The sequence below is a fragment of the Vibrio sp. F13 genome (genome assembly GCF_020806305.2).
GTDB lineage: Bacteria > Pseudomonadota > Gammaproteobacteria > Enterobacterales > Vibrionaceae > Vibrio > Vibrio crassostreae_C.
The window spans coordinates 421,010-444,425 of the sequence record NZ_CP170176.1 but is presented as its reverse complement, the minus strand read 5'-3'; the positions used below and the strand labels follow the sequence as shown (position 1 = coordinate 444,425).

At 44.9% G+C, this 23,416-nt stretch carries 19 protein-coding genes and 1 pseudogene; 2 read left to right on the top strand and 18 right to left on the bottom strand.

The features are described 5' to 3' along the window. Positions 1-242 precede the first annotated feature (242 nt). The 18 genes and pseudogenes from LMH68_RS16930 to phhA all read right to left on the bottom strand — a co-directional run bounded on the left by LMH68_RS16930 (position 243) and on the right by phhA (position 19,595). Positions 243-707 (bottom strand): hypothetical protein, encoded by a 465-nt coding sequence (locus LMH68_RS16930; protein WP_017072340.1) that lies wholly within the window; start codon positions 705-707, stop codon positions 243-245. A gap of 292 nt (positions 708-999) precedes the next feature. Continuing rightward, the gene (locus LMH68_RS16925; RefSeq protein ID WP_229647562.1) at positions 1,000-3,774 is read right to left on the bottom strand and encodes a M16 family metallopeptidase; all 2,775 of its coding nucleotides are present in this window, start codon (positions 3,772-3,774) and stop codon (positions 1,000-1,002) included. Positions 3,775-4,071: 297 nt separating this feature from the next. Continuing rightward, positions 4,072-6,834, bottom strand: a complete 2,763-nt coding sequence (locus LMH68_RS16920) for a M16 family metallopeptidase (protein ID WP_229647563.1) — start codon at positions 6,832-6,834, stop codon at positions 4,072-4,074. Between the two features lie 175 nt (positions 6,835-7,009). Continuing rightward, positions 7,010-7,858 carry a LytR/AlgR family response regulator transcription factor gene (locus LMH68_RS16915; RefSeq protein WP_229647564.1) on the bottom strand — a complete coding sequence of 283 codons (849 nt, stop codon included), beginning with the start codon at positions 7,856-7,858 and terminating at the stop codon, positions 7,010-7,012. A 72-nt stretch (positions 7,859-7,930) separates the two neighbouring features. Continuing rightward, a complete protein-coding gene (locus LMH68_RS16910) occupies positions 7,931-8,965 on the bottom strand; it encodes a sensor histidine kinase (RefSeq protein WP_229647565.1) in 1,035 nt (344 codons plus the stop codon). Continuing rightward, entirely contained in the window at positions 8,965-10,257 is a 1,293-nt protein-coding gene (locus LMH68_RS16905; RefSeq protein ID WP_229647566.1) for a hypothetical protein, read from the bottom strand. Before LMH68_RS16905 ends, LMH68_RS16910 begins: the two co-directional genes overlap by 1 nt. A gap of 9 nt (positions 10,258-10,266) precedes the next feature. Beyond that, positions 10,267-11,049, bottom strand: coding sequence for an outer membrane lipoprotein-sorting protein (locus LMH68_RS16900; RefSeq protein ID WP_017065102.1), 783 nt, complete (start codon positions 11,047-11,049; stop codon positions 10,267-10,269). Beyond that, positions 11,042-12,340 carry an ABC transporter permease gene (locus LMH68_RS16895; RefSeq protein ID WP_229647567.1) on the bottom strand — a complete coding sequence of 433 codons (1,299 nt, stop codon included), beginning with the start codon at positions 12,338-12,340 and terminating at the stop codon, positions 11,042-11,044. The genes LMH68_RS16900 and LMH68_RS16895 overlap by 8 nt, the downstream gene beginning before the upstream one ends. Beyond that, positions 12,328-13,026, bottom strand: a complete 699-nt coding sequence (locus tag LMH68_RS16890) for an ABC transporter ATP-binding protein (RefSeq protein WP_229647568.1) — start codon at positions 13,024-13,026, stop codon at positions 12,328-12,330. Before LMH68_RS16890 ends, LMH68_RS16895 begins: the two co-directional genes overlap by 13 nt. 46 nt (positions 13,027-13,072) lie before the next feature. Then, positions 13,073-13,753, bottom strand: a complete 681-nt coding sequence (locus LMH68_RS16885) for a hypothetical protein (RefSeq protein WP_229647569.1) — start codon at positions 13,751-13,753, stop codon at positions 13,073-13,075. Positions 13,754-14,213: 460 nt separating this feature from the next. Then, entirely contained in the window at positions 14,214-15,089 is an 876-nt protein-coding gene (locus LMH68_RS16880) for an NAD(P)-dependent oxidoreductase (RefSeq protein WP_102428112.1), read from the bottom strand. A gap of 12 nt (positions 15,090-15,101) precedes the next feature. After that, a pseudogene (locus LMH68_RS16875) lies at positions 15,102-15,266 on the bottom strand (LysR family transcriptional regulator); the annotation flags it as partial. 161 nt (positions 15,267-15,427) lie between these two features. Next, the gene (locus tag LMH68_RS16870) at positions 15,428-16,144 is read right to left on the bottom strand and encodes a YebC/PmpR family DNA-binding transcriptional regulator (RefSeq protein WP_010432326.1); all 717 of its coding nucleotides are present in this window, start codon (positions 16,142-16,144) and stop codon (positions 15,428-15,430) included. Between the two features lie 96 nt (positions 16,145-16,240). Then, positions 16,241-16,450, bottom strand: coding sequence for a DUF3283 family protein (locus LMH68_RS16865; RefSeq protein ID WP_008216860.1), 210 nt, complete (start codon positions 16,448-16,450; stop codon positions 16,241-16,243). A gap of 250 nt (positions 16,451-16,700) precedes the next feature. Then, a complete protein-coding gene (locus tag LMH68_RS16860; RefSeq protein WP_229647570.1) occupies positions 16,701-17,051 on the bottom strand; it encodes a hypothetical protein in 351 nt (116 codons plus the stop codon). Between the two features lie 179 nt (positions 17,052-17,230). Continuing rightward, positions 17,231-18,331 carry a Fic family protein gene (locus LMH68_RS16855; RefSeq protein WP_229647571.1) on the bottom strand — a complete coding sequence of 367 codons (1,101 nt, stop codon included), beginning with the start codon at positions 18,329-18,331 and terminating at the stop codon, positions 17,231-17,233. 141 nt (positions 18,332-18,472) lie between these two features. Beyond that, positions 18,473-18,811, bottom strand: coding sequence for a 4a-hydroxytetrahydrobiopterin dehydratase (locus tag LMH68_RS16850; protein WP_229647572.1), 339 nt, complete (start codon positions 18,809-18,811; stop codon positions 18,473-18,475). Continuing rightward, positions 18,801-19,595, bottom strand: coding sequence for a phenylalanine 4-monooxygenase (gene phhA, locus LMH68_RS16845; protein WP_017065113.1), 795 nt, complete (start codon positions 19,593-19,595; stop codon positions 18,801-18,803). Before phhA ends, LMH68_RS16850 begins: the two co-directional genes overlap by 11 nt. 199 nt (positions 19,596-19,794) lie before the next feature. Here phhA and LMH68_RS16840 point away from each other — a divergent pair, with 199 nt between their 5' ends. Beyond that, positions 19,795-21,834 (top strand): acetoacetate--CoA ligase, encoded by a 2,040-nt coding sequence (locus tag LMH68_RS16840; protein WP_229647573.1) that lies wholly within the window; start codon positions 19,795-19,797, stop codon positions 21,832-21,834. Between the two features lie 523 nt (positions 21,835-22,357). Continuing rightward, the gene (locus LMH68_RS16835; protein WP_229647574.1) at positions 22,358-23,287 is read left to right on the top strand and encodes a carbamate kinase; all 930 of its coding nucleotides are present in this window, start codon (positions 22,358-22,360) and stop codon (positions 23,285-23,287) included. Positions 23,288-23,416 lie beyond the last annotated feature (129 nt).

Here is a 23,416-nt window from a genome sequence, read left to right as displayed (position 1 = left end):
AAGTGCTCGAAAATAGCGTAGGAAAAACGCAGTGATCGAGCATTTTAACCAGCTAGGGTGACCAGTTATTTACTACGATTGGTATAACTAATGTTTTGCGAACACGATCGATAGCTGAAACCAGAACAAGCTGATTGAAAGATAGTGATGCTAAAGCTGATGTCGCTATGTTTGTCTTGGTTAACTGGCGAGCTCAATGGGCACGAGGCGACCATCGATACGACCAATTTAGGGTCAAACGATTAGCTAAGAAGTTCTCGGAAATGCGAGTATTGGATGTTGCCCTCTTTCCACCCAGAAAGCCGGGAGGACGGAGAACTCACAATACTGGTCCAGTGCAGCTTGGAATCCAACAACGGCGTGTTGAAGAGCAGGGAAGCCAGTATTGAGGGGGGAGAGAAGTCAATCAGTAGATGATAAGCAGGCTCAAGATCGGCCACGCTTTCTTGCTCGTTACTGAGCATACGTCTGAAGTTTGCTGCTTGAAGGCTTGATTCGGTGTCGTGATAGTTAGAACTGTCACCAGAAGGCACGGTGCCAAACTGAGCCTTATCGCACTCTAAGTAGCTCGACGGATTATCCGTATCAGCTTGTTTACAAAGATCATTCTGTGAAGATTGCTCTTGAGCCGAGTATATTTGAAATGGCTTAGAAGGAAACGAATAGCCGTTAGAATTCACTAAGCCAAAGCTCAGTAAAAACAACATTAAGACTAATCGGGTACCCAGTTTAAGCAATCTAATATCCAAACAACATTCTCGTAGATTGTCAATCTACAATACAAATGAAACGCTGTCTTGATTTAAAACATTTTTTTAGAAAATGATACGATGCAACCGATTAAGCGATCTCAAAATTTAGATTTACATAGATCTAAAACGGCTTAACAACAGGTGAGGCATAGACGTTATGAATGGTGGGAAAACAAGAAAGCCAAGCGGTGCTCGCTTGGCTTTGAGTTGTCTCTTTCTGTTGGTTTCAAGCTTTAGGCTTTAGGCTTTAGGCTTTAGGACGCATGATGTTCTTAACCTTACGGCTATCTTCACCAAAGATGCGTTGGACAAGTTGATTCATGTCTTCCGCAGTAATCGACCTCGCCACTCGCTCAACTTGAGACAAAGCTTCGATATCGTAACCATGAAGTAAATAACGAGACAGGTACCATGCTTGGTCAATAGAGCTCATCTCGAGAGGCGTGAAGTCCGCTTCAAACTGTTTCACGACTGCGTGCATTTCCTTTTCAGAGACGCCTTGTAAAAGGTCTGCAATCACTTTATCGATCGCCACTTCGACTTGGTCAACGTTCTCCGGCGCTACCATCGCCCCGATAACCCACTCACCACTCAGCTCACTATCTGCGGATGATGAATACGTATATGGCGAGTAATCTAAGCTCAACTCTTCACGAATATAAGCATCTAAACGAGCCGCCAGCAGTCGTTCTAGCAAGTTTTCCGTGAAGATATCTTTTGCCGTTACGCCTTGGTCGGTTTCGGCTTCAGGTTCAGAGATGACTCGTAAGATGTACTCTGCACTATTCACATTGTTGATCGCTAAATCAATGCGTGATTCAGATGGCTGCTTGTAAGCCACCTTAAATTCAGGAACCTCAGCTTTTTCTAATGGAATCGAAGCCAAGTATTGCTCAACCAAAGGCTTTAATTCACTTGGGTCGATGTCACCCACGATCACCAATTGGTTATGCCTCATTTGACCAAACAATTGCTGATGAAGATTAGCGACGTCTTCCACAGAAACCGCTTCAACACGTTCTTTATCAACAAAGAGGTGGCCACTGTCTTGACGATAGATATTCTGGTTTCTTGCGCGCTCAAACTGACCGACAGGGCTGCTCAAGAAAGATTCTTGACCTTGTACAAACTCCTGTTTCACTGCCTCTAACTGCTCGGGAACAATTTTAGGCGCAGTTATGAAGGTATAAAGCGCAGCAAACGTATCTTTGAGCCCATCTTTGTTAATACTAAATTCAACACCATGGCGAGTGTTGCCAATAAAGGAATCAGCTCTAATATCTTCACGATCAAAGTACGCTAAAAGCTCAGAACCCGTAAATTCACCCACACCACTTCGAGCGAAAGTAGGTAACGCAACCTCAACCGCTGGGTAAAGGCTCGGATCCAAAGCGGCTTTTCCACCGAGGCTCATGTACATCACCCCAACATCATCACCCGCCACATAATCACGCAGATACCACATGTCGATACCATTGCTCAACGTCCACTTTTGGATATATGGGTCTACGGACATTTGTTCAGCAAGTACAACCTCGCCTTGCGAGCTAGGTACAGCAAAAGCACTGGCTGTTCCTATCGCAAGCGGCGGAATTCCCGCCTCGCTATACGTGGCTTTTAAGCTATCTAGAGAGTTAATGACCGCTGTTCTGTCTTCATTGTCATCCATCCCAATAACAATAAAGTAATCATCAGAAAGTAGATTCTTGATGTTGTCGTTAATCACTTCAAGGCTCAAGTTAGCGATGAAAGCTTCCAAGCTTGCTTGATAATCTTTCTGTGATTGGACTATTCGATCATTGACTAACGCACTCACTTTGTAATTCGCGTGTTCAACACTGTCCATTTTATCCCAGTTATGCTCGATGTTATCCAGCAAGTCTTGGTAGTAGTACAGTTCGCCAGCAATATCCGTTTCCGAAACACCAAAATCACGCAATGATGCCAATGTAGAAAGCAGATCTTGTTGGATAACTTCACGGTCTCCAGCCGGAAACCCAACACTTATTGACGAATAGTAAAAAGCGCCCATTCGATAACTATCAGATGCAATCCATTGAGTCGGGAACGCGGCATCATTGAACACCGCTTCTAATCGTCGTTGAATCAATTGCTGAGCGGTTTCATCTAACCTGCGTTGATTCTGCTGAGCATGATTTTCAACTATATTTGAACCGCGGTTAAACGTCAGAGTGATGCTTGGCGCTTCTCTTCCTGCGTACTCAACATAATCATCTTCATTGAATGAGGTCGTTTTCTGTTTCTCTGGTCTCGGCGTATCGCCACGCTCCCAGCTAGAAAACTTTTCTTCAATAAGTGGAATCACAGTTTTGATGTCCACATCACCAGAAACGACCAGCTCAACTATTTGAGGTTGATACCAAGTCTGATAAAAGTTGGTGATGCCTTGAGGAGTAGCATTCACGATCGACGATTTAGTCCCTAATGCATCTTGCGATTCGTACGGGCCGCCTTCAACGAAGTAATCATAATATATATCTCCGAATGACTTATCATCGAGGCGAGCCATACGGAACTCACCAAGAACCACGCCTTTTTCTTTTTCGACTTCTGAACTTGATAGATCCAGGCCATCACCAATGTCACGCATCCACGTCAAAGCAGACTGCAATTGGATGTTATCTGGCAAATCTAACTGGTAGACCGTCTCTTCATAAGAAGTGTAGGCATTAATATCAGCACCAAAGCTAGCGCCTGCGTCTTCGAATAGACGAATCACATCATTTTGAGAGAAATTCTTACTGCCATTGAATGCCATGTGTTCCAAAAAGTGCGCGTAGCCTTCTTGTTGAGAAGTCTCTTGAATCGAACCGGCGTGCACGACTAAACGAACAGATACGGATTCTTCATGATCTGGATAAACATGATAAGTAAGGCCATTTTCTAGTTGGCCTGAAGCCCATGCCGGATCCGGCTGGATTGGCGTTTCGGTAGTTTTTGATGTTGAGCTACAGCCAACTAAGGTGAGGCATAGAGCCGTCGCTAAATAATATGTTTTCATAACAACCTCTTAATGTCATTCATCGACAATATACAGATTGAGCTAACGATTATTATTTAATATTGAACCTGATGAGTATCTTTGTGATCTAGATCTTTATTTTATAAATCATAAATCGTTATGTAAGATCGCTGTGCTCATTTAAAGTGGTGTTTTGATAAGAGCCTAATACATCGATTTTAGACTCGCTTGTCAGTGCAATAAAAAAAAGCCAAATGCTTGAACATTTGGCTTGTAAGTGAATCCACATATAAAAAGTAGAAGCGGCTTTCAAGAAAACCACTCACCTAACTAGACCTAACCTTGTGGGCTTAACAAATTCTTCAGCTGATAGCTGTTATCACCAAAAATTTCTTTCGCATACTCTGTCATGTCTTGACTAGAAATTGAGTCTGCCGTCCCCTGCAGGTCGAACAACACCTCAAAACCATAGTCATGAATCAAATAACGAGAAATAAACCAAGCTTGTTCGGTAGGCTTATATTTAAGTGGAGTAAGGTCCGCTACAAGCTGCTTAGCGGCCGTCCGAGTCTCATCTTCAGAAATCCCTTTTGCCGCTTCAGCAATGACCTTATCAATCGCCTGTTCAATTTTATCTGAGTTTTCTGGAGCCGTTAAAGAGCCGATTAACCAGTCATGACTCGGCTCACTGTCTTGTGCAACCGAGTACACATAAGGCGCATAATCCAAACCTAACTCTTCACGAACATAAGCCGTTAAACGGCTCGACAACACGCGCTGAAGCATATCGTCCATAAACACATCTTTTGCGGTTTGATCCCGAGCTTGCTGGGAAATCACACGCAATAAATACTGACTGCTGTCTTCATTATTGACGGATATATCCATTCGTTCTTTCGAATCAGGACTATAAGCCACCTGATAATCAGGAGACACAGCGGCTTCTAATGGCAACGATGCAACGTATTGACGCACAAGAGGCTTAATTTCAGCGGGGTTAATATCAGCAACAATAACCAATGTATTGTCTCTTAATTTTTGAAAGAGTTGATGCTGTACGTCTAGTATATCTTGCGACGTGACAGCTTTAATATCGTCACTTTCAAGCATCATGTGACGGCTGCTTGTTTGATAGCTATTGCGATTAACCATCTGAATAAACTGACCAACTGGTGTTTCTAAATATGCTGTACGATCTTGAGCAAATTCAGACTTCACAGCCTCAAGCTGGGCACTGTCTACTTTAGGTTCGGTTACAATGGTATGGAGCGCAGCTAAACCCTCTGCAAGCGTCTTTTTCTTGGCGCTTATTTCTAAACCATGATGAGTAAAGTTGATAAAGGGGTAGATTTCAATGTCTTCGCGTCTCAAGTGAGCGGTGAACTCCGAACCACTAAATTTACCAACACCACTACGAATCGAAGCTGGCAGAGCAATCTCTACAGCAGGAAACAGCGAAGGACTCAGCGCCGCTTTTCCCCCCTCACTTGCATAGTAAACCCCAACACTATTACCAGCCTCAGAGTTACGGAGATACAAAACTTCAATGCCGTTGCTTAGTGTCCATTGCTTCAAATTAGGATCGTCACTCACCTGAACTTGTTTTACAATTTCACCTTGAGACGCTGGTACACTAAACGCCGAGCTTGCAGTAACGAGCAATGGTCTGTTACCTGTCTTTTTATAGGCTTTTCTGACATCTTTTAGCTCGTTATTCATTGCCTGCAAGTCTTCTTTAGACGATAAACCTAATCCCAAAATATATGGACTAGAAAGTAAATCATCTAAATTATCATTTACGGCTTCTAGATCCGTACTCGAAAGAAACTCTTTCAAGCTCGACTTATAATCAAGCTGTGATTGAACCGTTTGGTTAATCACCAGCGCCGTCGACTTACCGTCAGCATGAGCTACTGCGTCCATTCTCTCCCAGTTAGCTTGAATGTCATCAAGGTTAGCTTGGTATTGCTGTATCACACTCGTGAATTCATATTCGCTCACACCATAATCACGCAATGAGGCGAGAGTAGAAATAAACTGCTGCTGGCTTTGCTCTCGACTATCGATAGGAAAGCCAACCGTAGTAATGGAATACCTTTGGTACTCTAAGAAATAGGGAGTCGAAGCAACCCATTGCACTGGCAATGCAGCGTCAACAAAATCTGAATTCAACCTTTGTTGGATGAGTTGTTGAGCAATATCATCTAGCCAAAGCTGATGTTGTTGCTCATGGCTCTGTGTCACTCTTTGCCCACGCTCAATCACTATCCCGATGCTCGGTGGCTCGCTCCCAGCTCCATACGCCACAAAATCTTGAGTATTGTAATCCGCTGACGTGTTCTTCACGGGAACCGGTGTTGTGCCTCTTTGCCAATCAGAGAAAGTTTCTTCAATCAAAGGGATCACTTCTGCCAGAGTGATATCACCAGAGACAATCACCTCGGCTAACTGAGGTTGATACCAGGTTTGGTAATAGTTATTTAACTCTTGAACATTCGCATTAGAAACGGATTCTTTATTGCCAATGGGATCGTTGGTTTGGTAATTCGTGCCTTCAACCATATGATCGTAGAATTTAAATGAGAGAGGCTTATTTTCAACTCGTGTGTGTCGAAATTCTCCTAATATCACCCCTTTCTCTTTTTCGATCTCAGCGCCGGACAGCAGTAAACCATCGCCAATATCTCTAAACCATGCCAACGCTTTATCTAGATTCTTGTTGTCGGGTAGATCTAACTTATAGAGGGTTTCTTGATAAGAGGTATAAGCATTTAAGTCAGCGCCAAAGCTAGCACCAGATTGCTCAAATAACTCTACTACATCATTCCCTGAAAAATTGTTGCTGCCATTAAACGCCATGTGCTCAACAAAATGGGCATAACCTTTTTGTTGATCGCTCTCTTGAAAAGAGCCGGCATGCACAAGTAAGCGTACCGATACTGGTTGTTCTCGGTCAGGGTAAACGTGGTAGGTTAAACCGTTATCTAATTCACCTGTGACCCAATATGGATCGGATTTCAATAACGTTTGTTGATGAGGAGTAGAACTGCAACCTAGCAATGTGGAGCTCAATACGACGACTAAATAGTATGCTTTCATAACGATCTCTTTGAAGGGCTTTGCTTCAATATATCCGATCGCCAAAGTGTAATAATTCGCCATTAAATCAAACGACTAAAATTTTAGAGTCACTCGATATAAATATGAAAGTGTTTAATTTATAAATTACATGAATCAATTATAAAGGTGATATGTCGCGCCTTTTGCTCGTACGCTACATACCCTTAAACAACGCTTGCGAGGCACGGCTGATCGGTAGCTTTTCCCCTGACACATACGCCGACATCTGACCTGAGAGCCCTTTCTTCACCTTATCAATGGCGGAAACTTTCACTACCACTGAACGGTGGATTTGCCAAAACTCATCAGGATTGAGTTGCGCTATCAACTCTTTTAGTGACACGCGAAGAATATACTCCTCTAGCGATCCCCCTTGACCCTTCTTAAATATAGACACGTACTTGTCTTCTGCTTTGAAGTAAGCGACATCATCGACGGCGATTAGGTGAATGTCTTCCCCTACACTGGCTTTGAGCCATGTGAGATACTTTTTCTCCGATAGATAAGGAGGCTGCGTTTGCTGTGACGTCGACTGGGATAGTTGTTGAAGCTGAGCCATTAACGCCGTGATATCGGGCTGTTCTGGCGTGGTACCTGTTTGTGTTTGATTGCTCGACAGACGCGCTTGCACTTTCTGACATGTGGCCAGTAAACGCTCTTCATTGATTGGCTTAAGCAGGTAGTCCATCGCATTGTGATCAAAAGCTTTGACCGCGTATTCGTCATAAGCCGTGATAAACACAATCAATGGCGGTGAATCTAACTTGTTGAGTTGTTTCGCCAGAGAGATACCATCCAGTTCCGGCATACGAATATCGAGAAAAGCCACGTCGGGCTTAAGCTGCTGAATACTCTCCATCGCCTCCAAACCGTTTTGTTCTTTACTGACGATTTCTAACTCCGGCCAAACCTCAGCAAGGCTCTTGTCTAAGTGGTGCCTTAACAGTGCTTCATCGTCTGCGATTATCGCCGTTACGCTCGGCTGTACTGTTGGGTTGTTCATGGTTAGTCCTTTAAATTCACACTGTAAATCGTCTATTTTGCGTCACTGTTCGGTGTTTTCTGATCTGTAATTCTAGGCGGCTGCCTCAGTCAACGGTAACAAGATCGTCGAGACTACCCCGCCTTCAGCGTGTTCAGTAATCGTTAGGCTCGCCTTATCACCATACAGGGTTTCGATTCTTTGACGAATATTGCTTAACCCAACACCGTGACCCGTATTCGCAGAAGGCGTTTTCAACCCAGCGCCATTATCAGCCACTTCAATTTTTAGCTGCTGTGCTTGTTGAGTAATACGAATATTCACTTGGCCACCAGCGGCTTTGGGCTCGATGCCGTGCGTGAGTGCATTCTCGACCAAAGGTTGAATCAAGAACGGTGGAATCACCTGCAAATCGCTAATCTCGTGTGTTTCAATCGAGAACGTTAAGCGCTCACCCAAGCGTATCTTTTGGATATTAAGATAAGCGTCTAACAAGTCGACCTCTTGTGCGATGGTCGATTGTTCAGTGCGGCTGTTTTTCAGAGTTACACGCAATAAGTCAGTCAGTTTTTCGAGCATCAACTTGGCTTTCGCGCTGTCACTCTCAATCAATACATTGATGGTCGCAAGCGTGTTGAACAGGAAGTGCGGCTCAATTTGGCTTTGCAGCTGTTTTAACTGGCTAAGTACAACGACCTTTTCTTGATCAGATTGGCGACGCTTCGCCACCTCTAATTCATTATCGGCACGTAGCTGCTGCTCTCTTGTGTAGAAATAGTAATAACAAACGGAACAAAAGATCACACCAAGCAGAATCACAGACTTAAGATCGGAAAGGTTAGAGCCGAAAAAGCCGTTCAACCAATAGTGTGCATTCAAGGTACCAAGGGTCATTGCAATCACCATTGATACCCCTACATCAAATGCCTTTGATTTCCTTTTGAATAGTTCAACCAACACAAACGAAGAGCCAACTGCGCTGTAGCCAAAGCCGAAGCTGATGGCCAAGTTAAGCGTAAACCCGCCTCCCCAAATCGTATTGGTTGTAATTGCAATAAGAACGCAAAATAGCGTAGTGAACGCGAAGCTTTTAATCCATGAAAAGCGACTGTTTGAAGAAGTGTCCATTAAAATCGTCCTTTGATATTTAAAAGAATCATATGACTATCCGGTAAGTTGGCGTAAGCAGAATCACTTTTACCGCCTAGAAAGCGTGCAGCAAGTTCCAATTCCAACGATGAATCGCCATTATCGAAAGCCTGATAATTGAGCCACTGCGTAGCAATAAAGCCACCGTCTTGTGGAGACAGCATGACATCAAATGTTGGCGTGATATCTTCAAGCCAGCCATGTGTCGAGTCCAAAGACCAGTGAAACATGAGGTTGTGTTGAACCAAATTGGCGTGTTGATAGCCTTGCGCATAAGAACCTACCAACGAAGATGTCATCGGATTAACCGACAAAGACTCTGCACTTTCTATCGCGCTTTGCCACTCAGAATGACTCCAAGCACGGCTATCAAACCAGTATTCCAGCACCACATTATGGCCCGTGTCATTGGCCCATGTTAATCCTGCTAACGCTTGATAAGCCTCGCCCTGCTCTTCAAGATAAACCGGTTTAAGCATTGAATCCGGCTGACTGTAGCCAAGGCTTTGTCGCTGATAAACCACCGAGCCATGAAACTCCCAAGCGAGATTCAACACCGACACTAAACTCGCCCCAAGTAAGCCATGGCGTACATCGTCGTAATAAGCGACCCACTGATATTCGTGGTCGCCAACCAGATTGTAACGACGTATCCCAAAGCCTTGTTGCTGATTCTGCTTTTCGAATTCATTTACGTCTTGGGAAGTCCATGACGAATCGCTGTAAAGCAGTGTCCATTCGCCCGTCATATCGAACAGTGACGCCGAGGCAACACCTGCGCCCTCTTCTGCGACAATGCCCACTGGGTTTTGTCGATAAGGTTTGATGATGTCTAACAGTCGATAGCCATAACCAACACCCCAATCTAGGCGAACCTTACCGAGTGTCACATCAAGGTAGTGATCACCGAACGCTGAATTAGACAGTTCAACACCACCTTGCCAAAACAGCTCGCGCGCAATGAATTCCGATTCAAAGCTCGCGTCTTGGTCTTGAGGAGTATTAGTCAAAATATCATTGGCTTTCACGGCAAACAGGCCAAGCCAATTGCCATATCCAACTTCAAGATCCAACAAACCATTGAGTGACTGACGATTATCAGATGCAAAAGGGCTAAATGGCGACTCTCGCGATTCAACGGCTTCAGCACTCAGTTGCCAGTCCCACGCTAGGCTCAGATCGTCCGCTTGAGTCGTGTTACTCACACAAGACAATGCAAGAAAGCTAGCGATTAAAGGCTTAATGTGGAATCGACGACTAGAAGCTTTCATGGCACCCACCTAAAGCCCAGACACGCTATTACGTGATAAGTAAGCAGGGTTGTAGTATTTGTCCGCTAAAGCTTGTTCGCTTACCTCGCGGTACTCAATCACGGTTTTCTTACTTGGTTGAATCTTATCGAGCAAAGTCATCGAAACTACACTTGGCAAGCCATCTCGCACGCCTTCAGTAAACCAAGCTTGCTTGGCTAACTTACCTGAACGCAGATACAGATCCGCTTTAACAGGAAACGCTCGGTCTGCCGTTAACCACAGATCAATCGATTGATAGCTGGCACCCTTGGTTTTCGCCGTTAGCTTTAGATGATAAGTATCGAGTGTCTCGCCAGTCGACCTCTCAACCTGTTGCTCGGCAACCCACTTACCTTGGTAATCTTCGCTCCAAGTGAGCGTCGAAATGTCCCCTACCGAAGCTTCACCCAAGAGTTTCTGCATTGGTGTGATTCGGATAGGTCGGCGCGATTTCGGCATCAGTAACCAATAGTTGTCCTCTATCATCAGCATCTTTTGACCCGCCTCGACCGCCGACTTGAACACGACCAGCGACTCTCGGTTTGGTCTTGTGTAGACGTTGTATTCGCGGGTTTTGTCTAGTTGCTCGTCTTGATATAGCGCGACCAGAGAAACCACTTTAGACGCCTGTTCGCTGTTCAAGCGATAGCTATCCGCCTTGGCGATCATCTCTGTGACTTGTTGTGAATCGACTGCCCAGCTTGGTGTCGATGCTAGAACCAAAACCAATACAGAACCTAAAACAGTGAGTGAACGAGTAAATTTATACATAAACCAGCGCCTCCGTGATTGGCTTATTCACGCCTTTGCGAGCAGAAAAATAAGCAGCTAGCAAACAGATCGTCAACACACCTAAAGTGGCGTAACCAACTAATTCCAATGAGAAGTAAATGTTGAGTGGGTAACCCTCGGTTCTGCCGGGAGGTGGTGGCATTTGGATATCCACCACCAGCAATAACACCGACACGAAGCCACTCACTAACGCGCCGATCGCGCTGCCAATCACAGCCAACAATCCCGCCTCTTTTAAGAAACCTGCGACGATTTCAGACGGGTAACTGCCTAGTGCCGACAAGGTGCCAATTTCACGAGTACGCTCGGTCACCGACATGGTCATGGTGTTAAACAACGACACAAACACTACCAATGCCATCACCGCGCCCATGATGCCGAAGATCCGGTCGTAAAGATCTTTCACCTTGGTGTAGAAAAACGCGCGATCTTGCCACGGGGTGATCTCGATCTCTGTGCCTTGATCGCTTTGGCTCGCACTATTTCGATCTAAAGCTGTTTGGATACGCTGTTGAACGGTCGAGGTCTTGCTTGTTTCAAATAGAAACACCGACAAGGTACTGACTTTGTCTGACGCTAAAAGCTCTTGGGCAGTGATGATGTGTACGTATAACTGACGCTTATCCAGCTCAGGCACTCCTGTCGAGTAAATACCCTGCACCTTAAAATCAAAAGCGTTCAATGCGCCGTCACTGGTAGTCGCGAGCAGTGTCACCCAATCGCCAACGGCAACTTTGAGATTACGAGCAAGGTCAGTTCCCAGCATCACTTGTGGCTCTTGGCTGTCGTATCTTGGCGATTTCACATCCGAGAGGGTCTGACCGCTGCGCACATCTAAGAAAGGACCTTTCATGTCGAACTCACGCTCATTGACACCCGTTCCCATAAAAATGGTCGATTTGCTGCCGTTAGACACCAAGCCGCTGAAGTAAACTCGCGGTTGCACACCACGCACATCACTGTCACCAATGATGCTCTTGGTTAGCGCTTGAACATTATCGAGACCATTGCTCAGCGGCATGTCTTCGTCTTGTTCAAAATATCCCGGCGTACTCAAAGTAAGATGACCAGTATCGCGCGCGGTCGATTCACGCAAAGATTCATAGGTGTAAAGCCCATAACCTCCGGCCGAGGTCATCGCAAATACGGCAATTGCGATGATCAATACCGAGAGCAGACTGCGTCGACCATTTCTCAATAAATTAAGCCACGCCAAACGCACCGAGGTAGGAAGCAAAAAAGTGCTCATTCTTTGTGTTAACTTGCCCATGAGATCGCCTCCGTAGTTGCAGCTTGTGGCGCCAGTTGTCCATCGATAAGTTCAATCACTCGGTCACAACGCTGCGCCATTCTTGGGTCGTGCGTTGCGACAATAAAAGTCGTGCCCATTTCGTGGCCAAGCTCTTTCATAATGTCGATCACCAGGTTGGCGGTGTGACTGTCTAGGCTTGCAGTCGGCTCATCAGCAATCACTAAGCTTGGGTTGTGGATCAGCGCTCTGGCTATCGCGACACGTTGTTGCTGGCCACCTGAAAGATTGTCTGGGCGATGATGTACATATTCGCCTAGCCCAACACGCTCTAACATGTCTTGTGCTCTGGTCTGCTGTTCTTGTTTCGAACATTGGTTCAACATCAATGGGTAGGCCACGTTCTCAAGTGCCGTCATCACTGGAACCAGATTGAAGCGCTGAAATACAAAACCCAACGACTGACGGCGAAAGCGTGCAGCGGCGATTTGCTCTGTCGGATACGGTTGGCCATCAATATTGATCTGTCCTCGATAGCTCATATCCAACAAACCCAAAATATTCAAAAGTGTGCTTTTTCCAGAACCCGACGGGCCACACAACGCCACCATTTCACCGCGCTGGATATGGCCATCGACCCCGTTTAATGCATCAACACGTTGACCGCCTGTGACATATGCTTTGCCGATATCTTTAAATTCAATCATCCCGTTTTCCTCTGATTACTAACCAACTGTTTAGCTTCCATGCCCTTTATTTCGCTTTCGCTATTAGGGCCTTCGCAGTCATCGTTTCGATGTTGTCGGCATCGGCCGTTTCCATTTGCTCTAGCCACGCTTGTGCTTGCGTTAGGTCTTCAGCACGAATCGATGCCTCAATCGCATAACGGTAAATCCACGATGTCACAGCGAAATGCTGTTGCTGGAAAGCATCTTCAGCCAATAGCGAGAGGAACAGGTCATAACCACGATCGAAATGATTAAACATGTCTGGTAGCGAGGTGTAAGTCACCGCGGCCATTGCGCGAGTTAAGTAAGAATCTGGCAGCCCTTGAACACGAGGTTGCTCATGAATCGGTTGGTCTTCGTCTTTTAGCAGCACCAGTGATTTATCAATGGTTGATAAACCTTTCTCCACATACTTCATCTTGTTCCAAGGTAAGAACGCATCACGCCCCATCAGGGTTTCTGTGCTTCCGAGGTAAACCAAGGTCAGTGGTGTCGCTCCGTCTTGTTGTAAGGTTTCGTTAAGGCGTTCATACGCCACCTCAACCAAATCTTCATTGCCTTGCGCGGCTTGGTTATAGATATCGAGCACGTCTGAACTCGGGTTGGCCTGCACCAAAGTGGGTGCGAATGAAACAAGTGCAATCAGTAATGAACGCTTAAGCACAGAAGTTGTAGAGCCTGAATTAAATGAGTGTGAAGTAGTCATAATTTCTAATCCCTTTCAAATGTTGACGTTGAAAGGTTAACTAGAATTTGTCGCGCAGTTTTACCAATGCGACGAATGGTAATAATGAGGAGTGAATGGTTGAGAGGCGGTGTGAGTGGGGTCTCAACCTTATAGGAACTAGACGAACACTATTCGCATAATTAGCCATAGTTACCTCCCCCTCTAACTCCCCCTCAATCTGGGTTCATCAATATCTCTAGATCTTTAGCAGAGGGGGAGAACTTTCTTTAGCACTGAACATATATCGACACTTTTAACGATCGATGTTCTATTCCTCCCCTCTCCACGATCAGCAAGGGATCTACATATGAATCAAGGGGAGGCTAGGAGGGGATTTATTTTGGATTAACGCATTCGGCAGAGCTCAAACCAAAAAAATAGCCGCTAATCCGCGGCTATTTTTAGTTATCTAAACGAAGTTCCTATTACTTCGATCTTTCTACTTCTTTGTCTCTTCAACCACGGCTTTCATCAATACTGATGTATCCATGCGGCCTTGTCCTTCGGCAGACAGTGCCTTGTAGGCGTTGTTGGTCTTTTCAGTCAGTGGAAGCTGGATGCCTTGGCGCTCAGCTTCATCTAGACAGAAACCTAAGTCTTTGATCATCCAATCAATTGCAAAGCCAAAATCGAACTTGTCTTGTGCCATTGTGGTAGCACGGTTTTCCATCTGCCATGAGCCAGCAGCGCCGTTTTTAAGGCAATCAACCAGAGTTGGGATATCCAAACCTGATTTTTCAGCAAGCACTAAGCCTTCAGATAAGCCATTCAACACTCCTGCAATGCAGATCTGGTTAACCATTTTCGCGCGTTGGCCTTGGCCGACTTTACCCATAAGAACTGACGACTTACCGTAAGCTTCGAACACAGGTTGAAGGTCGTTGAAAAGCGCTTGTTCGCCACCACACATGATGGTTAGCACGCCATTTTCTGCGCCCGCTTGGCCACCAGATACAGGTGCATCCATAAAGCGAATACCGGCTTGCTTCGCTGCCACTTCAAGCTCTTCAGACAGAACTGCAGACGTTGTAGTGTGATCGACAAGAATCGCGTTTGGCTTCATCGCTGCCAATGCGCCTGTTTCGCTGGTTGTCATGCTGCGTACGTCGTCATCGTTACCCACACAAACCAATACCACGTCAGCTTCCGCTACACACTCAGCCACAGATTCAGCCGCTTTACCTTGGTGTTTATCAGCCCAGCCTAGCGCTTTGCTGTGAGTGCGGTTAAATACCGTTACTTCAAAACCGGCTTTGACTAGATGGCCTGCCATTGGGAAACCCATAACGCCTAGCCCGATAAAACTTACTTTCATTTCTTTCTCCTTTTATTTGACCAAACCATCGCTATGAAAAGATCGAACACTCTCAATCAATGCATCAATAAGCAGGGTCAAAGCCTTTGGCTGATATTTTCTTTCTTTGTACACTAAATACGCTTGGCGATCACCCCGATGATACTCAGGGAGTACTTAAATCAGATTCATGTCGGGATAAGACGAACAATATAATGAAGTTCAGCGATAAATCGCGACCAGAGAACGCTTTGTCAGCCGTACATTATGGAACGATGATCAAGGAAAATCAGGTATAACGTTCATAAAAAAACCGAGCACTAGGCTCGGTTTTTTAATAACTGTTGTTACTGTAAAGATTACAGCTCAGCGTTGTGGTAAACCTGCTGAACGTCATCACAGTCGTCAAGCATGTCTAAGAACTTCTGGAACTTCTCAGAATCTTCTTCAGCTACTGGTGTAGTTGTTTGAGGAACGAAAGTGATTTCCTCAACGTCTAGCGTTAGCTCTGGGAACGCAGTGTTTAGTGCAGTCTTCGTTTTGAAGAACTCAGTCGTTGGAGCGAATACAGTGATAACACCGTCTTCTAGCTCAACGTCAGTCACGTCTACGTCTTCCATCATTAGCGTTTCTAGGATGATCTCGTCATCTTCGCCTTTGAACTGGAATACAGCTTGGTGAGCGAACATGTGAGACACAGTACCTTCAACACCGATTTTCGCGCCAGTCTTAACGAAACATTGACGAACGTCTTGGAAAGTACGGTTGCCGTTGTCAGTTAGACAGTCAACGATTACACTTGTGCCACCTGGGCCAAAACCTTCGTAACGAGCTGGTTGGAAGTCTTCACCGCCGCCGCCATTCGCTTTATCGATCGCTTTTTCGATAACGTGTGCTGGTACTTGGTCTTTCTTCGCTTTAGCAATCAGGTGCTTAAGAGGTAGGTTCATGTCTGGGTCAGAGCTGCCGTTCTTAGCCAGTACGTAAATCTCTTTACCGTATTTAGAATAAACTTTAATTTTTGCGCCTGCAGTTTTCGCCATTGAGGCCTTGCGCACTTCAAAACTTCTTCCCATCGGGATCTTCTCTCTGATTCAATTAACGGTGCAAATTCTAGCAAATTACTGTGTCATTTCAATTCTACAGCACTGCTGGGCAAGGTTTGTCTGCGTTTATGCAACACCCATTACCCGTTTGTATTTTTCTACAGACTGTTCAAACCACACCTTTTCATCTGGGTCACCTAGCTTCATTGCTTCTTCAACAATGGCTTCAGGGCCACATTTCGCTTGCTTCAGTTTCCATACAAGAAACGATGCTTGCTTATCCAGTTCGATTTTATTTTTCTCACTGGGTGGAAGGAGTGAAAGGTTGATAGACATTATTAGCCTTCGTCTGTAATACGCTTGGCCGAGAAATATATCATAGAGCAGCCTCATAAAACCAATACTATGAGCAATAGTGGGGGTTGTCGGACGAGAAAGCAGCAAGTCGCTGATGCAGGTCAAGCTAGTTTGGGAAAGTGTGTTTGGCTAAAGAGCCGTTACAAGATAAAAAGTAGAGGGGTAAATGTTATCTTTGTATGGCCAATGCTGCTGCATTTCGAGAAAAGCAGCAGCATAACTAACACGCTTACTCTATATTAGTAAAAGCTTGGCAAGGGAGGTCTAAAGGAACTTCAAAAGTGACTCTATGAGCAATGTTTGATTCATCTAAGTTTTTAATACCGCCTCCGATAGAGAAAACTGATAATTTGGCTTTTGCGCTAGCATCAACATCAGTGCTTTCTTTTACTTGGATTGCTATATCAAATTTAATAGTTTGCTTTGGTGGCTTTTCAGGGTGTACATCAAAACCAACATCAATAAACGTTGCATGAGGATTAACAGTGCCACCTAACGAAGAAACCTCTTGAGCAGCATCATTCACGCCTTTTACTATCTGTACTAACGTCTCTTTAATATACTCATCTAACTGCATCATTTAACTCGATTCATCACGCTTATCAAAGTATCATAATACCAATATAGAACTGCAGTTGCATAACATTATTCTTTTGAGATTTATGAGTTTTTGATACTCTAAATTGAAAGCAGAGCAGGGGGATGTGGTCGCTAATAGCTAGGTCAAACTTACCCTGAGATACATCAAAGGCATAGACCCTACTTCGGCAACAGATAGCGGGTGCTTCGTCCGCCAGAACCAGATTTAACTAAGCAGCCATGCTCAATCAAAGCGTTCAAATGACGTGTTGCTGTAGCACTACTCACCTTTGCTACTTTCTGATATTGGCTGGCATTGATACCTTCTGAAAAATCACCATCGAGCATCCTATTCAGCACTTTTACTTGCTCTGCTGTAAGCTTGGTTTGGTCGATGCTGCGCCAATAGTTGGTCTTATATACAGTTTGGTCGACCTCAGCGAAAACCCCTGTAAACGTCTCGTCTAACGTATCTAAGAACCACATCAACCATTCGCTAATATCGAGTCCCCCTTTCTGGGTTCGCTCCAATATCTCGTAGTAATGCTTGCGGTTAGCGAGAATTCCCACCGACATCGCATAGAAGCGTACCGACTGCTGCTCGGCCTGTGCTAACGCCAAGTCGGTCAACAATCGAGTAATACGACCATTACCATCATCTAACGGGTGTAAGGTGATAAACCAAAGGTGAGTGATTGCGGCTCGCAATAGAGGATCGAGTGTGGCGTCGGTAAGTGAATCATTAAACCATTTGATAAACGCATCTAGCTCAGCATCAAGAATGTCTCGACTAGGCGCTTCAAAATGTACGGTCGGACGGTCAATTCTTCCCGATACCACTTGCATGGGAGTATCACCTCTTAGCTGACCTCCGATTACAGGGTTAAACATGGTGTAACCTTGAGGAAACAGCCTATCGTGCCAATGTAAGATCCTATCAAGCGCTAGTGGCTCTGTTAGGTTCTGCACCGCATCCAACATAATTTCAGCTAAACCATCGGTTTGTTCTGTCGTAGGAAAAGGTCGCTCTTCACTCACGCCAAGTTTGTTGGCTAAAGAAGAACGAACAGAGAAGGCATTCAGCTTTTCTCCCTCAATCGCACTGGAATGGACTATGTTCGCTAATAAGGTGTCGAGCATGGTTTGGGATTGGTCTGCCGACTGGGAGGTAATCTTACCCAATAAAATGCCCTGATTAAGCCGAACTTCTCTTAACCTCACGCCTATTCTCTGATTATCCCAAACAAAGTTTGGCCAATTATCTTGCTGCCAAATCCACATATTACGCCCCATGATGCGAAAATATCACTTATTCAACTCATACTATGAGCTGTTTAAGGCAATTATTCAACTCACATTATGAGCCGAATAATGAGTTAATCGCATCACAGAGGTTGCAAGAGTAACTTCTAACCTACAAAACTATTCACTCACCGCGAACACATCGCAGCGTGAGGCGCAGATGAAATCATTCTTATGCAAGCCTTTGATTGAGTGGCTCCACCAAGTGACGGTGACTTTGCCCCACTCCAATAAGATCGAAGGATGATGGAACTCTTCTTCTGCCAATTCTGACACCTTGTTGCTGAATGACCACGCTTGTTTGTAGTTCTTAAACTTAAACACTTTCTCAAGCTGCGGGATGCCGTCTCTTTCGATGATCTGCCAGTCTGACAACTCCAACAGTAAAGATTGTTGTTCATCTTCACTTAGGGCAATCGCGTCGATACTGCAGGCTTCGCATTTTTGTTCATTCAACATGTGTTGGTTCCTTGGGTTCAAAAAGTGGTGGTAGTAACCCCGCATCGATGGCGAGATCAGCTTGCTGTAATAGGTTTTCCTGACTGATTTTAAAGAGCTCAGATAGCTCGTCGATCACGTAATATTTCGGCTGCATGATGTCGATACGATAAGGCGTTCTTAAAACCGTTTGCAGATCGAACCGCTCGCGAACGGCCAAATCCCCTCCCAACGCATACATAGTTTCCGCTGGAGACGAAAGAATGCCACCGCCATAGATTTTCAGTTGTTGGCCTTCTTTTACTAAACCGAACTCAACCGTAAACCAATACAAACGGGCAAGATAAGCGCGCTGTTTAGATGTGGCGGCTTGGCCTAGTTTTCCATAATGCTCAGTGAAAGCCGCGAAATCGGCATTAGTGAGCATGGCACAATGGCCGAAAATTTCATGAAAGAAATCAGGTTCTTGTAAGTAATCGAACTCGTCTCGCGTTCTCAGAAATGTCGCAACTGGGAATTTCTTATTGGCGAGCAAATCAAAGAATCGGTCGAAATCGATCAATGCAGGCACAGGCTGAACTTGCCAACCGGTTGTTTCCATTAGCACTTTATTTATCTCTGGCAGCTGGGGAACTCTGTCTAATGGTAGATCCAGCAAGGTCAAACCGTGCAAATAAGCATCGCATGCGCGGTCATTAATCACGTCCAGTTGCCTTTTCACTAAGTCGTGCCAAATAGCGTCTTCTTCGAGGCTCCACTCAACCCATCCCTCTTGGCTCACGGGCTTAGAATGATATTGAGTCATTACACTCCTCCTTTCGAATGTCTCACTTTAAGCCTATCTCCACTCCTTATAAGCGCCAATTTGCGCGATTTTTCGAAACAAGCGATCGTGTAACATTTTATTTACACAATTCCACCAAGCGCTTATTTTGCTGAACTTTTGACTTTGTAAAACCTAAATACCAGACTGAAAACGTTAACTTTTTGTTAAAGGTAAAGGAATGCACGGAAGCAATAAGCCCATTTGGCAGCCAAGCGAGCAGCGTATCGCCAATGCCAACTTAACCCGATTCATCGATAGCCTTGAACAGTCTTGGTTAAACCTAGATAGGGACGTAAAAAACTATGTCGAACTCCACCAATGGTCTGTAGTTCAGCCGGAATCGTTTTGGCAAAACGTGTGGCAGTTTTGTGGAGTAGTCGGCTCACAAGACTCTATTAACAAGGCAGAAAGCGAGACCATCAAAGCTCAAGGTGGGAGCCGCTGGCAGCAGCCTAAATCGAACCGTGATGCGGTTTGGTTTCCCAATGCACAAGTAAACTACGCCGAGAACTTGCTGCGTTTGGCACACACCATGCCTGATGAGCTTGCGATTTGGTTTGAGAATGAACGTGGCGAACAACAGAGTTATACATGGGAAACCCTGTGTGAAGCTGTCTCTAGTGTTCAGCAATGGCTTGTCGATAGCGGAGTGAAACAAGGTGATATAGTTGCTGCGTATACTCCCTATCTGCCACAAACCGTGATAGCCATGCTAGCCGCCACCAGCTTAGGCGCGATTTGGACATCGACCTCGCCTGATTTTGGAGTAGAGAGTGTGATTGAGCGATTCGGACAGGTGAAACCTAAGGTGCTGTTCACCTGTGACGGTTACACCTTCAATGGCAAAACGTTCGATATGGCGGGCAAGAACCGTGAAATCATCGAACACTTAAACGAATTAAAACAGGTGTGTGAGATCGGTTATTTGAAACCGAGTAATGACTTAGAGAAGAGCGATTTAGAGAAGAAAAAAGTTGAACATGATGTGTCGATTCTAAGCTGGCACAGCATCATTAATCACTATCAGACAAAACCTCTTCGATTTACTCGTGTCGGCTTCAATGAACCGTTGTTTGTACTCTACTCTTCCGGCACCACAGGCAAACCCAAATGTATAGTGCATTCTGTCGGTGGCACTACCATCAACCACCTAAAAGAGCATCAGCTTCATTGCGATATTAAACCAAGAGATCGCGTGTTCTACTACACCACTTGTGGTTGGATGATGTGGAACTGGCACGTATCTGCGCTCGCCAGCGGTGCTTGTTTGGTTATCTTTGATGGTAGCCCGGTTTACCCGCAACCTAACGTTCTATGGGATTTAGCGCAGCGTGCTGACGTATCGACATTTGGCACCTCAGCCAAGTATTTAGAGGCGATTGAGAAAGCCGAACTCTCGCCAATAGACAGTCACTCGCTTCCTCATTTGAGAACACTGTGCTCGACGGGTTCTGTGCTTTACCCAGAGCAGTTCGATTACGTTTACAAGCACATCAAGCAAGACCTGCATTTAGCGTCGATTTCTGGCGGCACGGATATTTGTGGCTGCTTTGTTTTGGGTAACCCAATCTCGCCTGTGTATCGCGGTGAGTGCCAACAGGCCGGGCTCGGCGTCGACATCAAGGTGTTCAATTCGTCTGGTCAAAAGGTCGATCACGAACGTGGCGAATTAGTATGCACCAACTCCCTACCCAACTTCCCCGCTGGCTTTTGGAATGACACCGGAGAGCGCTATCACAGCACCTATTGGGATAGGTTCGACAATGTGTGGCATCACGGTGATGAAGTCGCACAGAGCGAACATGGCGGCTACCTGTTCTACGGGCGAGGCGACACCACACTCAACCCCGGTGGCGTGCGAATTGGTACGGCCGAAATCTATCAGAAAGTGAACACCATTGACGGCATCATCGATTCGATAGCAGTCGGTAAAAACATCGACCGCAATGAACAGGTATGGCTGTTTGTTCAGCTGCAGCAAGGTGTGAGTTTAGATGAAAAGTTACTGACAGCCATCAAAAGCAAACTCAAATCCTCTTGTTCGCCAAGACACGTGCCAAGCCAGATATTTGCGATCAGCGACGTGCCAAAAACACGCTCTGGCAAACTGGTGGAGTTGGCTGTGAAACAGGTGATCAATGGCAAAAATGTAGAAAACCTCGGGGCTATCGCTAACGCCGAGGTTTTGGAAGAGATAAAGAGTGTTGTTTCGCTTTAGTGTTGAGCCTTAGAAAGTGGCTAACTATCTCCGATTTTCATTTGGCTGTCAGATAACACCTAGAGTAAAGGCAGCCGATTGAAAACCGAATCGAAGCCACTATTAAAGCTCATGAACCCTCTCATCAGTTTGGCTTCGTGCCTTTTCTAAAGCTCTTAATGCGATCTGCTCATCATATTTAAAACAAAAATAGAAAATTAATCATTTTATAGCCAGAGATAATATTCACTAAAGACGAATCATTCATACCAAAAAAGCCTCCACCGCTAGATTGTATCCAAGCTTATGGATATTTAATCGAATTGCAATAACTCCTATTTCCACAGCTCCATTTCTAGTGAAATAATAATTTGATAACTATCACATTTAGGACGATTATTTTCCCATACTATCTCGGTATGTTAATTACTTAAGAGTGATTAAAAACTTAGTCACTGTTATTAATAAGCTTGAATTTAATTAGAAACAAGCGGTTAATCCCTACGTAAAATAAAATCATTATTAAATGATCGGAGACATTATCATGCGCATAGTATTAGCTTTAGGCGGTAACGCTCTTTTAGCAAGAGGCCAAGCATTAACGGCTGAGAACCAACGTGAAAATATAATCAAATCAGCGGCGAGTATTGCCGCGATCGCACGCGAGCATGAGATTGTTATCGTTCATGGTAATGGCCCACAAGTAGGTTTGTTGATGGAACAAAACGCGGCTTATAACGAATATTCGCCTGAGACGACCCCGTATCCAATGGATGTACTCGGCTCTCAAACCTGTGGCATGGTGGGCTATATGTTACAGCAAGAACTAAGAAACATTGACCCTGAATTAGACGTAGCGACGCTAGTCACGCAAACTGAAGTATGCAAAAAAGACCCTGCGTTTGCTAACCCAACTAAATTTGTTGGCCCTGTATATACAGAGCAACGAGCTAAAGAGTTAATGGCTCAAAGCACAATGCAGTTTAAAGCTGATGGCGAGTATTACCGTCGCGTTGTGCCTTCTCCTATGCCAAAAAGCATTGTTGAAATTCAGCAAATTGAAACTCTTCTAGATACAGAAAACCTTGTTATCGCTTGTGGCGGCGGTGGTGTTCCCGTGAGTATTGAGCATGGTAAGAGTACTGGCGTAGAGTGCGTAATTGACAAAGACCTTACGGCTGAATTACTGGCTGAAAAAATCCATGCCGACTTATTTATTATCTTAACCGATGGTTCGATTTTCCGTAACTATGGTAAAGAAGACCAAGCAGAAATGAAGCAAGCAACGCCTGCTGGTTTAGCAGAATTTTCATTCCCTACTGGTTCTATGGGGCCAAAAATTGATGCCGTTTGTAAGTTCGTTGAAGCTGGATTGGGTAATGCGGCGATTGGTTCATTATTTGATTTAGATAAAATAATCACCAATGAAGCTGGTACTCTGATTACTAAAGGTGAAGGTATTTTTTATTATTAATATTATCGAATGATAATCACCACTAATATAAAACCTTGGGGTAAAGCCTTTTAATTAATAACAAGGCTTTTTATTAAATCCATATTAGTTCTAAACGAGATAAATATTCACACACTAACTGTATTTAAT

Coding starts and splice junctions, on each gene's coding strand:
- LMH68_RS16890 (WP_229647568.1), bottom strand. CDS start 13,026: ATGATTGAATTTAAAGATATCGGCAAAGCATATGTCACAGGCGGTCAA.
- LMH68_RS16930 (WP_017072340.1), bottom strand. CDS start 707: ATGTTGTTTTTACTGAGCTTTGGCTTAGTGAATTCTAACGGCTATTCG.
- LMH68_RS16900 (WP_017065102.1), bottom strand. CDS start 11,049: ATGTATAAATTTACTCGTTCACTCACTGTTTTAGGTTCTGTATTGGTT.
- LMH68_RS16860 (WP_229647570.1), bottom strand. CDS start 17,051: ATGATGCAGTTAGATGAGTATATTAAAGAGACGTTAGTACAGATAGTA.
- LMH68_RS16865 (WP_008216860.1), bottom strand. CDS start 16,450: ATGTCTATCAACCTTTCACTCCTTCCACCCAGTGAGAAAAATAAAATC.
- LMH68_RS16840 (WP_229647573.1), top strand. CDS start 19,795: ATGCACGGAAGCAATAAGCCCATTTGGCAGCCAAGCGAGCAGCGTATC.
- LMH68_RS16870 (WP_010432326.1), bottom strand. CDS start 16,144: ATGGGAAGAAGTTTTGAAGTGCGCAAGGCCTCAATGGCGAAAACTGCA.
- LMH68_RS16835 (WP_229647574.1), top strand. CDS start 22,358: ATGCGCATAGTATTAGCTTTAGGCGGTAACGCTCTTTTAGCAAGAGGC.
- LMH68_RS16885 (WP_229647569.1), bottom strand. CDS start 13,753: ATGACTACTTCACACTCATTTAATTCAGGCTCTACAACTTCTGTGCTT.
- phhA (WP_017065113.1), bottom strand. CDS start 19,595: ATGACTCAATATCATTCTAAGCCCGTGAGCCAAGAGGGATGGGTTGAG.
- LMH68_RS16880 (WP_102428112.1), bottom strand. CDS start 15,089: ATGAAAGTAAGTTTTATCGGGCTAGGCGTTATGGGTTTCCCAATGGCA.
- LMH68_RS16910 (WP_229647565.1), bottom strand. CDS start 8,965: ATGGACACTTCTTCAAACAGTCGCTTTTCATGGATTAAAAGCTTCGCG.
- LMH68_RS16895 (WP_229647567.1), bottom strand. CDS start 12,340: ATGGGCAAGTTAACACAAAGAATGAGCACTTTTTTGCTTCCTACCTCG.
- LMH68_RS16905 (WP_229647566.1), bottom strand. CDS start 10,257: ATGAAAGCTTCTAGTCGTCGATTCCACATTAAGCCTTTAATCGCTAGC.
- LMH68_RS16850 (WP_229647572.1), bottom strand. CDS start 18,811: ATGTTGAATGAACAAAAATGCGAAGCCTGCAGTATCGACGCGATTGCC.
- LMH68_RS16855 (WP_229647571.1), bottom strand. CDS start 18,331: ATGTGGATTTGGCAGCAAGATAATTGGCCAAACTTTGTTTGGGATAAT.
- LMH68_RS16915 (WP_229647564.1), bottom strand. CDS start 7,858: ATGAACAACCCAACAGTACAGCCGAGCGTAACGGCGATAATCGCAGAC.
- LMH68_RS16925 (WP_229647562.1), bottom strand. CDS start 3,774: ATGAAAACATATTATTTAGCGACGGCTCTATGCCTCACCTTAGTTGGC.
- LMH68_RS16920 (WP_229647563.1), bottom strand. CDS start 6,834: ATGAAAGCATACTATTTAGTCGTCGTATTGAGCTCCACATTGCTAGGT.